The following is a 10,241-nucleotide window of genomic DNA, read 5'->3' as shown; positions in this document are numbered from 1 at the left end:
CAAAACCGTAGGTCGCGGGTTCGAACCCTGCTGCCCCTGCCATTGAAATCACTCAGTAAATCTGTGTTTTACATCCGACTCCCATAGCGCATTTGGGTAGTCGTTTGGGCGTTTTCCTTCCGGATTCGTTCATTGCGCGCCTGCTTAGGGCCGATTCTGCGAGTCGCTAAGTCAGACTTGGGTAGTGGGCGTCAGGGGCTGATTAGTGGCATTCGCTTCGGCTTGGCGAGCGGCAGTTGTGCGCAGGTAGACGACGTCGCCTTCGCGGCGCTTCGCTAAAATGATCTACACAGATACTTGAAAAATTGTGAGGCTGTTGCCTTATAGATCGCATGAACGACACATAGGTGAACAAATTGAAGCTCTCGGACGGTGAAAAGATCATTATCTCGATGCTCTCCGATATTCATAATGAAATGAATATCGATGGCCAATTGAACGTGAAGCGCGTTCTGGATGCTATGTTTGGTGGTCACCTTTGGTCGCTCAGCTGGGACTATCCTGGACTCTTCAATGTAAAGGAGGACGACCCGCAGGAGGTCAAGGAAACCGTCGACATAATTGATATGTGGAGTTTCATCGAGCATTCGTTTGCGAGACTGAACGACGCCGACAAGGATCTCGTGCGCGCCGCGAACTTTGGCCACGACCCGGAGTTTTCCGGTTTCGACGGGAACAATGAAAACCACTACGGAATCGCCCACCATCTGATCAAGGAAATGGGGCGCTGGGAAAATTTCAAGGGACGTTATTTGAACTCGCATTCGCGCCGGGTCGATGGATATTTGAAGATGTTTGTGATTTTCGACTCGATCCGAAACAATCTTGGAATGCGCCCGAATCCCGCAATGACCGCCCAAGAACTCGTTACCATTTTCGAGGCGGTCTATCCCAAGAAGGCCAACGCTAACGCGCCAGAAAGCTAGATCGAAACGCAGTGGCGGCCCTTCTGGTGTTCTTGCTCGCGACCTCACCTTTGCGCCGGTTGGGCGCTCACTTAGTAGTTTTCGTTCGGGCTTCGTGGGCTTCGCGCTTGCTTAGGGCCGAATCTGCGAGGCGCGAATCTCGGCTCAGGTAGTGGGCGTCAAGGATTGCGGCCACGTCCCGCAGGCTGTGCCCGGTGAAGGTCGCGATCTCGGCTTCGCTGCAGCCTGCGATTGCCAGCCGTGTGACTGCCGTGCCCCTCAGGTCGTGGAAGGTCAGTCCGCTGACCTGTGCTTTTGCCAGTTCCTTGCGCCATGTCGCGCTAAATCCGTGGCCGGTCCATGCCGTGTCTTTGGTGGTGGTTAGGATGGTGACGGCTTTCTTGTCCCGCGCCGCTTCGTCCAGCGCGGCCTTAAGGGCGCTCGCCACGGGGATCACCACCCGCCGCCCTGTTTTCCCCTGTCTCAGCCGGATGTGCGATCCGTCATAGGCGGTCCATGTCAGCCGCAACAGGTCACCTTGGCGCTGGCCGGTCCAGACAGCCAAAAGGTATGCCAGCCGAATGCGATGCGGGGCAGAGTTAAGCAGCGCATCCTCGTCTGCCTGCGTCCATATCGATTCCGCTCTGCTGGCGCGATAGAGCTTACCGGGCCGTTCGCACGGGTTGGCGACTGTGAGTCCGCGATCAAAGGCCCATGCCATAATTGCCGCGAAGGTCGCGAAGACATAGTCAGCCTGACGGCGGGACTTGATTGCCATGGCGTCGCGCCATGTCAGAAACTCCGCGCGCGTGCGGCGGTCTGATAGCGCGGCAAGAGGGAAGTCTCCGAACTCGGTTTCAATTTTGCGGATGTGATTTGCGTAGTCTTTGCGGGTGCGTGGCGCCAGATCGGTGAACCGGGGCGAGTCCTGATAGGCGTTCAAGACGGCTTGAACCGTGCCGGTGGGCTGCGTGACCTTCTGCGCGACGGCCTCATTGTAGGCGGCGATGAACTCGGGATCGCCCGGCTTACCCGGCAGGCGTGGCCCGCCCTTCCACGCGTAATAGTAGGTGACGCGGTCACCGTTCGCGAGCTTTGCCGATGTCCGGTTGATCCCCTTAAGCGTGACCCTCATTGCGCTTGCTCTTCCACTTGTCGAATGGGTTATCCGGCTCCAACTTCTGATCTGGCTCCGGCAGAATGCGGATGGTTCCTGCATCGGTCACCAGTTCGATAACCGATCTTGGATTGGCCTTGCGGGCTGCAGCAACATAGCGCTCTATCTCCGCCTTGGTAAATTGCTGCCTCCGGCCCATCACTTCACCTCGTTTGCGATTTGCAGCAGCACGTCTGCATGGCACGGCTGATCAAGCGGGCACCAGCACGCAAGGTCGCGCCCGCGCAGGTAATGCTTGGCCTTTGCCGCCACGGCTCGACCCTCCACGGTGCTTTCGGTCCAGAGCCGGAAGCGATAGGCAGCCACCTCGGCGTCTGGGATGCCCAGATTTCCGACCTTGAACGGGTTTCCGAACGGGCCCGGCCGCGCCACGATCACCGCCTCGGGGTGCTCTGCGCGCCACGGGCGGGCGCGGGTCATCTGGATGCGGCGCGGGGTCATGTCTTATCCTCCAGCCGATAAACCGTCCGCGCCGCAGCGCGTGCGCGCTCGACTTGCACCACGATCCCTGCGGCCCGAATCTGCGCCAGCGCGCTGGACCACATGGTGAGACTGATCCCGGCGCGGGCGCAGAGATCGCGCCGGGTGCCGGGGCCATCGCGCAGGGCTGCAAGCAGTTTTGCCTGAGCTGATCCGACGCGCAGCCCGTCCGCCGTCATGGGCGGCGGTGGGGGCGGGGATGGCGGCAGGGCGCGCACCTGATGTTCGGCGAGGCACAGTGCCTGCCAGCGCGCTGCGAGATCAGCCTCGTCTCCGCTCTGAATCGGCCCTGCGGTTTCAACCTCTGGCTGGACGTGGCGCAACAGGGGCCGCGCGCTGGTGTGGGTGCGGGGCGTCTGGATCATGCGTCACCGCCTTCCTGCGCGGCGGGGGCCATGCTCTTCATCAAAGCCTTGAACTGCGCCTGAGCGTCTCGCGCGCCAGCCTCTGTCTCCCCGATAGAGCCAACGCGACAGCCGCAGGCGCAAGGCGTGCCCGGGATATAATCGCGCGTCCCGCCACAGCTCCAGCAGACCATTTTCCAGATCATGCGTCACCGCCTTCCTGCGCGGCGCGCAGGGCTGCCCGGTCAAGCCGTTCGATCTCGGCCACGATCAGCGCACCAGCTTTGACCAGATCGCGGCGGGGCGTGGTGGGCTTCCACCACTTCCGATCCCACGGCCACAGCTGCAGCCAAGCCGCCCAACCTTTGAGGGGGCGGCCAAGCACGTTAAGACTGCGGGGCATGTCAGTGGCCGCGCGATGGGCTTCTGGTGCTGAGGCGAACATCGCGTAGCAACCGGCCGCCAAGGCCATCTGACATGCGGCATGCTTGTCATCATGCTCCGGCGTCCAGCCCTCTGCCTCGATCTGCCGCTGCCGCTCTGCTGCGATGTCGGCAATGGCGCTATGCCGCGAAGACGTGAGGGATGGTGTCTCGGACAGGGCAGGCGCTTTCGGTTCATTTGTCATGTTTAGCTCCGGGGCTCGTGGATCGGCTTACTGGGGCCGGTTGGTGGGTTCTGCGTATCGGCCTTCGACGCGGGCCAGATATTCGCGAAGCATCGCGATCATGTCCTCGCGCTCACCGTTGCTGATGTAGTTGACGCGCCCGCCCTCGATCTTTCCGAATTCGGCGGTCAGCAGGATGAAGCCAACCTTCGGCTTTCGACCGGGCTTGCGCCTGCCGTTCAGCTTCTCATCGATCCAGCGCGCGATGCCGTTCATGGCCTGCCGGTATTCTTTTTGGATGGGTTCGGTCATGTGTCGCTCCCGCTGCTTTCGCCATCCGACAGCGCGCGCATGTCAGTGGCGACCAGACGGTATGCCGCTGCCAATGAGAGTCTGTTGGCGGTCATTGGGTCGGTTCGTCCCAGAGGGTAACCGATCAGCTTTTCGTCTGCGATCTCGTCCAAGTAATCGGCGATCTGCCGTTGCTGCGCGCGAGTCAGGGCCGGTGTGTCAGCGCGCATGTCGTGCGCTGGAGCGGATCTCGGCAAAGAGCGGCGGAGCATGGCCGCGCGCTCCTTTGCGGCAAGGATGAAATCGACCCGGGCGTTTTCGCCGTAGACCTCTACCAGCCTGTCGGCGAGGAACTCAATCAGGGTCGGCGTATCGTTCATGGCAGTTCCGCCACGGATCGCGCGGGCCATCTCATTGCCGCGCATCATTTCCGGTGTTTGCCGCCAGCGCCGCAGGGCGCCTTCCGGATCTTCAACGTAGAAAACAGGGTCGGTCATGTGTTGCTCCGGGGGTTGGGGGCTAGGTGGACTTGGTCAAAGAGGATCGAAGCGCGCGTATCCTGATCTCGGTTTCTGCGGCGTGTTTCTTGTATTCAGCGACTGCTGCGATCTCTGCTTGCGCGTCGGCCAGCGTCTCGAGCTCGTCGTCGCTCAACTCACTAAACTCCGACGCAAATTCCGCTGTATCCTCCAGCATTCGTTTGATCTGGTGCTGGAGCTTCCTCACATCGTCATTGTCCATTGTTGCCTCTCGCGGTTAGCTGGACTGGTCGGCTTCGGCCCGCGCCAAGGCGACAAGGTCGCGCAGCTGGCGGGCGGCGGTTTCGAGGCGGGTTGCCGCGCCCTCGATGCTGCCGATTGATACGGCCATGTATTTCGGCTCATGGTCGGCCAGCACTTCCACAATGGCCTGCGCGCTATGCATGGTGCTGATGTGCGCTTGGCGCAGGCGCTGCTTGAACTCGTTTTCGGTCATGGGTGGCTCCGGGGGGTGGTGGGCGCGTAGGGCTGCGTCGGCAAAGGCGTCCAATGCGTGTGGTATCCGGGCCAGCCGCCGACCATGAAGCGCGCAGCTGGCGCTTCTCCGGTCTCGGCATGGGTGTGGCATTCGACGGTATGCCCAAGGTCAAGAGGAGTTCCGACATAGGGCGGCTCGCCAAGCCACGCGCCATCTCGCCAGCACCACCAGAGCACGTCGCCGCGATCCTCGTGCCATTCATCAAGGGGGCGCGGTATCATGGTGGCGTCAAGCGCCGCAGGGGCAGCCTCAGGCCCGCTGTCCGGCTCATAGCTATAGCAATATGCGCAGCGCCCGCCGGACATCGTTAGTATGTGCCTGCCCGTTGGGCTGTGCTCGCATTCGGTGGTCATGTGTCGCTCCGGTGTCAAAGAAGCGCGCCCTGCACGGGCGGCTCCGGGGTGATGATGCTGGGGGTGAGGAAACCGAGCGCGCCTCGGCAGGGCTGGAAGGGCAGCGCCTCCGCGTTCCGCAGGACGAAGCCGTAGGGGCCGAAGAACCACCGGCTGTCCATGGCCTCGACGCAGTCCACGATCTCGGCGCGCCCGATGATGCCGCCCAAGAGGGGCCGGTCGGTGTCTTCGAGCTTGGTGGCTGTCATGTCTTCGACGAAAGCGAGGTCTGCCCGCTCCGCCTTGCCCCAAGCCTTGGCGGCATGGATCAGCACCGGGCCGCGGTATCGTGTCGGCCAGCTCCGGTTCTCGACGTCCTTGCCGTGCCAGATGATGGCATCGGCCCGCTTCACCTCCTGCTCCAGCTGCTCGGGCGACAGGGTTTCATCGGCCAGCCGCTCCAGCTGCGCAAAGAGGTGGTTGTTCAGATCAGAGAGGCGGTTCTTCATGGTGGACTCCGTTGGGCTGCTGTCCGTCATCGCCCCCTGCAGCACAGGGGGCGAAAAGAGACAGCAGGGGTCAGGACTCGGGGGAACCTTGGAAGATCGGCAGTTCGGTGCCGTCTTCCGCGATCTTCAGCGCCTCATCGAAGGCGGCCTCGAAAACCTTTTCGGGGTTGTAGATCGACAGGGTGAACTTCACCTGCGCGCCCGACTTGCGGTAGCGGAACCGGACGGGCATCCGATAGTGCGCGCCGTTCAGGAATACCGGAATGGCGATGATGATCAGGTTGGGCACGCTGAGCGGGGCACCGTCCGCGTCCTTGTGTTCGTTCAAGAACTGGATCGCGCTTTCCCCGGTATCGCGGTTCGTCGTTACCGACAGGTTGCTGGTTTCATGGACGGTGAAACGCCGGGCCATCGCCAGAAGCTGAGCCAGCTGGCCATAGCGGCCTTCGATCTGCCGCGCGGTCTGGATCAGGCGATTTTCCCAGGGCTGACTTGCTTCCTTCTCGACAAGATCCAGCACGGCGGGCGTCGGGTCCATGATGTCCTTCGCGTTCGCCTCGATGAACTCACCCATCTCGTCCTTGTCCTGCGAATTGCCGGAAATCCCCATCCATGCCTTCCATTCCTTCGACAGCGGGAAGCTGTAGATGGCGCGGTGGTGGCAATGACGGGCGGTCGCATCGCCCTTGGGGTTCAGAGGATCGATCGGGCCGGAAGCGTGGTAGTCCGCAATGCAGGTCAGCTTGGGCGCTTCCATGTTCGGATCGGCGAACATGGCGGAGGTCTCGCCCTTGAAGCGGTTCGCCCACAGGATCAGACTGTCCAAATCTTTCAGGTGCGCCGTGCCCTTGCGGCGGGTGGGCTTCAGGTATTCCAGCGCCGCACGATGATGTGCGGTCAGGTTCTCGACATTGCGATGCTTCGGCAGCGTGATGAGGTGCGGTGCGGTCAGGTCGAGGCTTTCCGGCGTCGTCACCAGCTCGTGGTGGCCGATCTCGGCCATGATGTCCCGCATGGTCTCGGCGGGATTTTGCAGGGTGGGTAGGGTTTCGGACATGGTGTGTCTCCGTTGGGGGTGTGGGGCTTAGGCGGTGATGTGGCGCACTGCGCGCATCACCGCGTCTTCGGCGTGCGTGTTCGCCAGCGAAAGATCGCGCGATGCGAAGCGATCGCCACCGGGAGCGGTGCCGCCGATCTCGTGCAGTTTCGCGATGAACGCCGCGCCCATATCCTTGACTTCCTGCATCTGGGCCTTCTCAGCTTCGGTCAGGACGCGGTATTTGTGGCGCACCGCATTATTGGCGGTGCGGTCATCTGCGGTGCTGTCGACATGGTCGGTCATGGTTCTCTCCGTTGGGGGGGTGGGTGGATCAGTCGACGTCGCGAACCTCGCCCGTCTCCGGGTCGAAGTCGGTCACGTCGCGCACGGGCTGGTGCATGCGGGCCATCATCGGGCTGTAGAGCGTGAGCTCGCCCTCATCGTTGATGTAGGCGGCGGCGCTGCTCTTCGGCTTTTTCGGTGCCTTGAAGCTGATCTGCGCGCCCATGCCCACATCACCGGCGTTGCCCACGGCATAGTCGATCGTGAGCGTCATGCTGCCCTGACAGCCTTTCGGGCCATGCGTCTCCAGATGGTCGGTCAGGTCCTGCATCAGGTCCTGGTGGCCCTGCATCACCTGCGCGAGAAATTCGCCGGCATCGAACAGGGTCAGGATCTGCTCCAGCGTGCGCATCTTGTAGGGATCATGGGGCTCGGGCCGGTTGATCTGGGCCGGAGGCTTCTTGTTCGCCATCACTGGGCATCTCCTTTGGGTTGGGTTGCCCCCGCCGTGGCGCCCTCATGCCAGCGGCGGGGGATGCGGGCGGCATGCCCGGCATGGGGGTTAGGGGGTAAGGCTCTCGCGAACGCGCTGCATGATCGCGAGAACGGCGCTGGTGCCGATGTTGAAGCGCGCAACCTCAGCCCAGTTCGCGAGGACGGCTTCTGCCTCATGGCAATCTTCAGTCAGATCGCCGAAGGCGCGCACGATCACGTCATCGACTTCGGATGAAGCGGACAGGGGGAAATCGATCTTCCCAACGTCGCGGTAAGATTTCTTGATCACAGTCATCTTGAGCCTTTTCGGGTTGAGGGTCAGCGTGGGGCGGCGATCCTGCCGCGCCATGCGTCGTAGTCGGTGCGCAGCTTCTCGAAGCTGGCGGCGGCCTCGGGGGTGGTATCGAGGTCGCGGCGGCTGCTGATGCCGCAGACCGCGCGCACGAACTCGCCAGCAGCGACGGCGCTGAACTCGCCCGACGAAAAGCCGCAGCGCCGCGCGACGAAGGTCCGAAACTGCAGATCGTTGCAGAGGATCGCCGCGCGGCGGGCCAGCGTGTTGGCGGGTCGGGCAGGTGCCGGAGCCTCCAGCACCGCGCGCAGGGCGCGGGCCTGTTCGGCCTCTGCGGGATCGTCGGTCTGATCCTCGACCACCACGCAGGCGGTCAGCAGATCATGGGGCGCATGGTGGGCGGCATCGGCCACGGTGGCGCCCGCCTCGGGCAGCGTCGGGACGGCGTGGATGTGAGTGGTGGCTGCCGTCATGCTGCCCTGCCTGCGGCCTGCGCGAGGTAATTCTCGACAGCCTCCGCCATGGTCGCGCCGGTCGCGTGGATGCCGCCGACCATAAGCTCCTGATAGTGGGGCACCTCGGGCGCCTCTTCGGGCGCCAGCCACATGCCGCCGGTGGCCTCCACCAGCTCGCGCATGGTGTCGGCCTGCTGGTCCGCCGGGACCGACTCCAGAAGGAGCGCGATCTCGGCGTGAAGGTCGATGTCCTCGGGGCCCGTCATTCGAAAGACCCCTTCGGACCCTTCGGGGTATGGGTGCGAGTTGCGACCACCTCGGGGCCATGCTCGCCCAGACCGCCATTAGGCAGCCCGGTGACGCCCGGCACGCTCATGGTGAAGGTCGAAAACACCGCGTCGAATTCAGAGGGGCGGCGGCCATCAGGCTGGCGGACCGTCATGAACTGCGCGATCGCGCCCTGATACTCGACGCGGCTTCGGTGCGGCTGGATCGTGCTCTCGCGCAGATAGGTGTGAAGCTTCTGCGCTTCCACACCCGCCTCGTAATCCGACTCGCACAGGACAAGCGCGCTTTTGCCCGCGCGCAGGGTGTCCGGAAGGTTCATGCCGCCGACCCCCGGCGATGGCCCATGCCAAGGGCGGCGATGGCGCGGAAGATCGCGGGTTCGGCGCGGCGGCGCGCGGCCTCGACCTCGGTCATGGCGGGCGCGGGCGGCAGCGGGTCCGGATCACAATCGGTGGCAACATGGGCCAGCATCGAACGGCCCGTGATGCGCTCTTCCAGATCGTTCAGCCGGTTTCCGGCCTCGCGCTCGATCGGATGGCCCTGCCGGGCCTTCAGCATCAGCCAGCAGTCCTGCCGCCAAACGCGGTTCGCGGCGGCAGCTTCGGGGTCGGTCAGGAAGGCGACCGGATCAGAGGGGTAAGTTCCTTGCGGCATGATTGACTCCATCGGGTTTGATGGCTCGCAAGGTATGGACAAAACGTCCATTGTCAATCCGATAAATGGACGTTTCTTCCATTACTTTTCCGTTGACACGCTTGTGTCACGTTGAACAATGTGGGAACAAAGTTCAGGGAGTCGGACGTGCCGAGGTATAATTTGCTCGATAGGTTGTTGTTTTTCTGGTGCGATTGCACCGGGGAAAGCATTGATACCGCTTATCAGCGGTCCTCGTTTTCGATAGCTCGCAGGGTTCGAATGATGCTCTCCGGGACCTCGTTTAGGCGCCCGCGGTAGAGGAAATCCATGCTCACGCCCCACCTTTCCGAAACTCGGAAGCCCATGTCTACATTCAGAGGCTTCTTTCCTAGCTCGATCTTAGAGTAGCTCGATGGGTCAATTGAGACGGTGTTGGCAAACTGCCCGCTCGTAAGGCCGCTGGCCGTCCGAACCGCAGTCAATCGCATCCCTACGCTTTCAAGATCGATCTTAGGCATGTGGTGTGTCTCACTCATAGCGCCATTGATGCATTGCTAGAAGAAACGTCCATGAAAGTTTCTTCCAGACTTGACGTATGGACGATTCGTCCATTATCGCTGGCGCATGGACAAAGTTTCGAGCATTCGCGATCTGGTTGACCTGTGGCCCAAGCGATCTGACTTGGCGGCTGATCTCTCCACGTTGTTGGGGCGGCCAGTGAGCACAGACAGCGTTCACAAATGGGCCGCAAACGGCGCTATCCCAGCCAAGTATCAGCGCAGTGTCGTTCTGGCTGCCGCTGAGCGTGGCTTTTGTGTCGACGCAGACCTCATGCTCTTCCTGCATCATCCGCAAAAGGCCTGCGCATGATCCGTCGTCTGTTCGCCAGCGCCTTCGGGCCCCGCCCCGTCGATCCGCCCGAGGCGGCGCTTGGCGATGCCATGCTGTTGGGTCGGGGCGATCTTCTCGACCGGCTGGTGCGGCTGCGGGCCAATGCCACGCTGATGCGGCGCAGCTCTGAAGCGCTGGTGCGGGATCTGGAAGGGCTGCGCGCTGATCTTGGCCAAGTTCTCGGGGAGAGGGAGCGGTGAA

The 10,241-nt window shown here is 62.4% G+C and carries 22 protein-coding genes; 2 read left to right on the top strand and 20 right to left on the bottom strand.

Annotated elements, in window-relative coordinates:
* Nucleotides 1–347: 347 nt before the first annotated feature.
* Nucleotides 348–926: a YfbU family protein gene (locus VK682_RS24690; protein ID WP_324782769.1), complete on the top strand. Its 579-nt coding sequence runs from the start codon at nucleotides 348–350 to the stop codon at nucleotides 924–926.
* A gap of 67 nt (nucleotides 927–993) precedes the next feature.
* On the opposite strand, the gene VK682_RS24685 is transcribed toward VK682_RS24690, so the two are convergent.
* The 20 genes from VK682_RS24685 to VK682_RS24590 form a co-directional block, all read right to left on the bottom strand.
* Nucleotides 994–2,040 carry a tyrosine-type recombinase/integrase gene (locus tag VK682_RS24685; RefSeq protein WP_324782768.1) on the bottom strand — a complete coding sequence of 349 codons (1,047 nt, stop codon included), beginning with the start codon at nucleotides 2,038–2,040 and terminating at the stop codon, nucleotides 994–996.
* Nucleotides 2,024–2,221: a hypothetical protein gene (locus VK682_RS24680; RefSeq protein WP_324782767.1), complete on the bottom strand. Its 198-nt coding sequence runs from the start codon at nucleotides 2,219–2,221 to the stop codon at nucleotides 2,024–2,026. The genes VK682_RS24685 and VK682_RS24680 overlap by 17 nt, the downstream gene beginning before the upstream one ends.
* Nucleotides 2,221–2,523, bottom strand: coding sequence for a DUF4326 domain-containing protein (locus tag VK682_RS24675; RefSeq protein ID WP_324782766.1), 303 nt, complete (start codon nucleotides 2,521–2,523; stop codon nucleotides 2,221–2,223). Before VK682_RS24675 ends, VK682_RS24680 begins: the two co-directional genes overlap by 1 nt.
* Nucleotides 2,520–2,927 carry a hypothetical protein gene (locus VK682_RS24670; protein WP_324782765.1) on the bottom strand — a complete coding sequence of 136 codons (408 nt, stop codon included), beginning with the start codon at nucleotides 2,925–2,927 and terminating at the stop codon, nucleotides 2,520–2,522. Before VK682_RS24670 ends, VK682_RS24675 begins: the two co-directional genes overlap by 4 nt.
* 181 nt (nucleotides 2,928–3,108) lie before the next feature.
* On the bottom strand, nucleotides 3,109–3,309 hold the full coding sequence (locus tag VK682_RS24665) for a hypothetical protein (RefSeq protein ID WP_324782764.1): 201 nt from the start codon (nucleotides 3,307–3,309) through the stop codon (nucleotides 3,109–3,111).
* A 252-nt stretch (nucleotides 3,310–3,561) separates the two neighbouring features.
* Entirely contained in the window at nucleotides 3,562–3,825 is a 264-nt protein-coding gene (locus VK682_RS24660) for a hypothetical protein (protein WP_324782763.1), read from the bottom strand.
* Nucleotides 3,822–4,301 (bottom strand): hypothetical protein, encoded by a 480-nt coding sequence (locus VK682_RS24655; protein WP_324782762.1) that lies wholly within the window; start codon nucleotides 4,299–4,301, stop codon nucleotides 3,822–3,824. Before VK682_RS24655 ends, VK682_RS24660 begins: the two co-directional genes overlap by 4 nt.
* 22 nt (nucleotides 4,302–4,323) lie before the next feature.
* The gene (locus VK682_RS24650; RefSeq protein ID WP_324782761.1) at nucleotides 4,324–4,545 is read right to left on the bottom strand and encodes a hypothetical protein; all 222 of its coding nucleotides are present in this window, start codon (nucleotides 4,543–4,545) and stop codon (nucleotides 4,324–4,326) included.
* 15 nt (nucleotides 4,546–4,560) lie between these two features.
* The gene (locus VK682_RS24645; protein ID WP_324782760.1) at nucleotides 4,561–4,779 is read right to left on the bottom strand and encodes a hypothetical protein; all 219 of its coding nucleotides are present in this window, start codon (nucleotides 4,777–4,779) and stop codon (nucleotides 4,561–4,563) included.
* Nucleotides 4,776–5,042 (bottom strand): hypothetical protein, encoded by a 267-nt coding sequence (locus VK682_RS24640; RefSeq protein WP_324782759.1) that lies wholly within the window; start codon nucleotides 5,040–5,042, stop codon nucleotides 4,776–4,778. Before VK682_RS24640 ends, VK682_RS24645 begins: the two co-directional genes overlap by 4 nt.
* A gap of 146 nt (nucleotides 5,043–5,188) precedes the next feature.
* On the bottom strand, nucleotides 5,189–5,662 hold the full coding sequence (locus VK682_RS24635) for an ASCH domain-containing protein (protein WP_324782758.1): 474 nt from the start codon (nucleotides 5,660–5,662) through the stop codon (nucleotides 5,189–5,191).
* 70 nt (nucleotides 5,663–5,732) lie between these two features.
* The gene (locus tag VK682_RS24630; protein ID WP_324782757.1) at nucleotides 5,733–6,719 is read right to left on the bottom strand and encodes a DUF2303 family protein; all 987 of its coding nucleotides are present in this window, start codon (nucleotides 6,717–6,719) and stop codon (nucleotides 5,733–5,735) included.
* A gap of 27 nt (nucleotides 6,720–6,746) precedes the next feature.
* Nucleotides 6,747–7,004 carry an Acb2/Tad1 domain-containing protein gene (locus tag VK682_RS24625; RefSeq protein ID WP_324782756.1) on the bottom strand — a complete coding sequence of 86 codons (258 nt, stop codon included), beginning with the start codon at nucleotides 7,002–7,004 and terminating at the stop codon, nucleotides 6,747–6,749.
* Between the two features lie 28 nt (nucleotides 7,005–7,032).
* Nucleotides 7,033–7,455, bottom strand: coding sequence for a YfdP family phage-associated protein (locus tag VK682_RS24620; RefSeq protein ID WP_324782755.1), 423 nt, complete (start codon nucleotides 7,453–7,455; stop codon nucleotides 7,033–7,035).
* 90 nt (nucleotides 7,456–7,545) lie between these two features.
* Nucleotides 7,546–7,773 (bottom strand): hypothetical protein, encoded by a 228-nt coding sequence (locus VK682_RS24615; protein ID WP_324782754.1) that lies wholly within the window; start codon nucleotides 7,771–7,773, stop codon nucleotides 7,546–7,548.
* A gap of 23 nt (nucleotides 7,774–7,796) precedes the next feature.
* Nucleotides 7,797–8,243 (bottom strand): hypothetical protein, encoded by a 447-nt coding sequence (locus VK682_RS24610; RefSeq protein WP_324782753.1) that lies wholly within the window; start codon nucleotides 8,241–8,243, stop codon nucleotides 7,797–7,799.
* Nucleotides 8,240–8,491 (bottom strand): hypothetical protein, encoded by a 252-nt coding sequence (locus VK682_RS24605; protein WP_324782752.1) that lies wholly within the window; start codon nucleotides 8,489–8,491, stop codon nucleotides 8,240–8,242. The genes VK682_RS24610 and VK682_RS24605 overlap by 4 nt, the downstream gene beginning before the upstream one ends.
* Complete coding sequence (locus tag VK682_RS24600) at nucleotides 8,488–8,832, bottom strand: hypothetical protein (protein WP_324782751.1); 345 nt, start codon at nucleotides 8,830–8,832, stop codon at nucleotides 8,488–8,490. Before VK682_RS24600 ends, VK682_RS24605 begins: the two co-directional genes overlap by 4 nt.
* Complete coding sequence (locus VK682_RS24595; protein ID WP_324782750.1) at nucleotides 8,829–9,167, bottom strand: hypothetical protein; 339 nt, start codon at nucleotides 9,165–9,167, stop codon at nucleotides 8,829–8,831. The genes VK682_RS24600 and VK682_RS24595 overlap by 4 nt, the downstream gene beginning before the upstream one ends.
* 224 nt (nucleotides 9,168–9,391) lie before the next feature.
* Nucleotides 9,392–9,667: a helix-turn-helix domain-containing protein gene (locus VK682_RS24590; RefSeq protein ID WP_324782749.1), complete on the bottom strand. Its 276-nt coding sequence runs from the start codon at nucleotides 9,665–9,667 to the stop codon at nucleotides 9,392–9,394.
* Between the two features lie 348 nt (nucleotides 9,668–10,015).
* On the opposite strand from VK682_RS24590, the gene VK682_RS24585 reads away from it, so the two are divergent.
* Nucleotides 10,016–10,240 (top strand): hypothetical protein, encoded by a 225-nt coding sequence (locus tag VK682_RS24585; RefSeq protein WP_324782748.1) that lies wholly within the window; start codon nucleotides 10,016–10,018, stop codon nucleotides 10,238–10,240.
* Nucleotide 10,241: the final 1 nt, after the last annotated feature.

Origin of the sequence: Salipiger marinus (genome assembly GCF_035481585.1) — a bacterium.
GTDB lineage: Bacteria > Pseudomonadota > Alphaproteobacteria > Rhodobacterales > Rhodobacteraceae > Salipiger > Salipiger marinus.
The sequence above is the reverse complement of the archived record's forward strand: the minus strand, read 5'-3'. Positions and strand labels throughout refer to the sequence as shown.

What these genes read in the sequence shown, in the direction of transcription:
- VK682_RS24610 (WP_324782753.1), bottom strand. Translation starts at nt 8,243, where the DNA reads ATGACGGCAGCCACCACTCACATCCACGCCGTCCCGACGCTGCCCGAG.
- VK682_RS24660 (WP_324782763.1), bottom strand. Translation starts at nt 3,825, where the DNA reads ATGACCGAACCCATCCAAAAAGAATACCGGCAGGCCATGAACGGCATC.
- VK682_RS24675 (WP_324782766.1), bottom strand. Translation starts at nt 2,523, where the DNA reads ATGACCCCGCGCCGCATCCAGATGACCCGCGCCCGCCCGTGGCGCGCA.
- VK682_RS24615 (WP_324782754.1), bottom strand. Translation starts at nt 7,773, where the DNA reads ATGACTGTGATCAAGAAATCTTACCGCGACGTTGGGAAGATCGATTTC.
- VK682_RS24640 (WP_324782759.1), bottom strand. Translation starts at nt 5,042, where the DNA reads ATGATACCGCGCCCCCTTGATGAATGGCACGAGGATCGCGGCGACGTG.
- VK682_RS24645 (WP_324782760.1), bottom strand. Translation starts at nt 4,779, where the DNA reads ATGACCGAAAACGAGTTCAAGCAGCGCCTGCGCCAAGCGCACATCAGC.
- VK682_RS24600 (WP_324782751.1), bottom strand. Translation starts at nt 8,832, where the DNA reads ATGAACCTTCCGGACACCCTGCGCGCGGGCAAAAGCGCGCTTGTCCTG.
- VK682_RS24680 (WP_324782767.1), bottom strand. Translation starts at nt 2,221, where the DNA reads ATGGGCCGGAGGCAGCAATTTACCAAGGCGGAGATAGAGCGCTATGTT.
- VK682_RS24685 (WP_324782768.1), bottom strand. Translation starts at nt 2,040, where the DNA reads ATGAGGGTCACGCTTAAGGGGATCAACCGGACATCGGCAAAGCTCGCG.
- VK682_RS24605 (WP_324782752.1), bottom strand. Translation starts at nt 8,491, where the DNA reads ATGACGGGCCCCGAGGACATCGACCTTCACGCCGAGATCGCGCTCCTT.
- VK682_RS24670 (WP_324782765.1), bottom strand. Translation starts at nt 2,927, where the DNA reads ATGATCCAGACGCCCCGCACCCACACCAGCGCGCGGCCCCTGTTGCGC.
- VK682_RS24590 (WP_324782749.1), bottom strand. Translation starts at nt 9,667, where the DNA reads ATGCCTAAGATCGATCTTGAAAGCGTAGGGATGCGATTGACTGCGGTT.
- VK682_RS24625 (WP_324782756.1), bottom strand. Translation starts at nt 7,004, where the DNA reads ATGACCGACCATGTCGACAGCACCGCAGATGACCGCACCGCCAATAAT.
- VK682_RS24665 (WP_324782764.1), bottom strand. Translation starts at nt 3,309, where the DNA reads ATGCCCCGCAGTCTTAACGTGCTTGGCCGCCCCCTCAAAGGTTGGGCG.
- VK682_RS24595 (WP_324782750.1), bottom strand. Translation starts at nt 9,167, where the DNA reads ATGCCGCAAGGAACTTACCCCTCTGATCCGGTCGCCTTCCTGACCGAC.
- VK682_RS24635 (WP_324782758.1), bottom strand. Translation starts at nt 5,662, where the DNA reads ATGAAGAACCGCCTCTCTGATCTGAACAACCACCTCTTTGCGCAGCTG.
- VK682_RS24620 (WP_324782755.1), bottom strand. Translation starts at nt 7,455, where the DNA reads ATGGCGAACAAGAAGCCTCCGGCCCAGATCAACCGGCCCGAGCCCCAT.
- VK682_RS24655 (WP_324782762.1), bottom strand. Translation starts at nt 4,301, where the DNA reads ATGACCGACCCTGTTTTCTACGTTGAAGATCCGGAAGGCGCCCTGCGG.
- VK682_RS24585 (WP_324782748.1), top strand. Translation starts at nt 10,016, where the DNA reads ATGATCCGTCGTCTGTTCGCCAGCGCCTTCGGGCCCCGCCCCGTCGAT.
- VK682_RS24650 (WP_324782761.1), bottom strand. Translation starts at nt 4,545, where the DNA reads ATGGACAATGACGATGTGAGGAAGCTCCAGCACCAGATCAAACGAATG.
- VK682_RS24630 (WP_324782757.1), bottom strand. Translation starts at nt 6,719, where the DNA reads ATGTCCGAAACCCTACCCACCCTGCAAAATCCCGCCGAGACCATGCGG.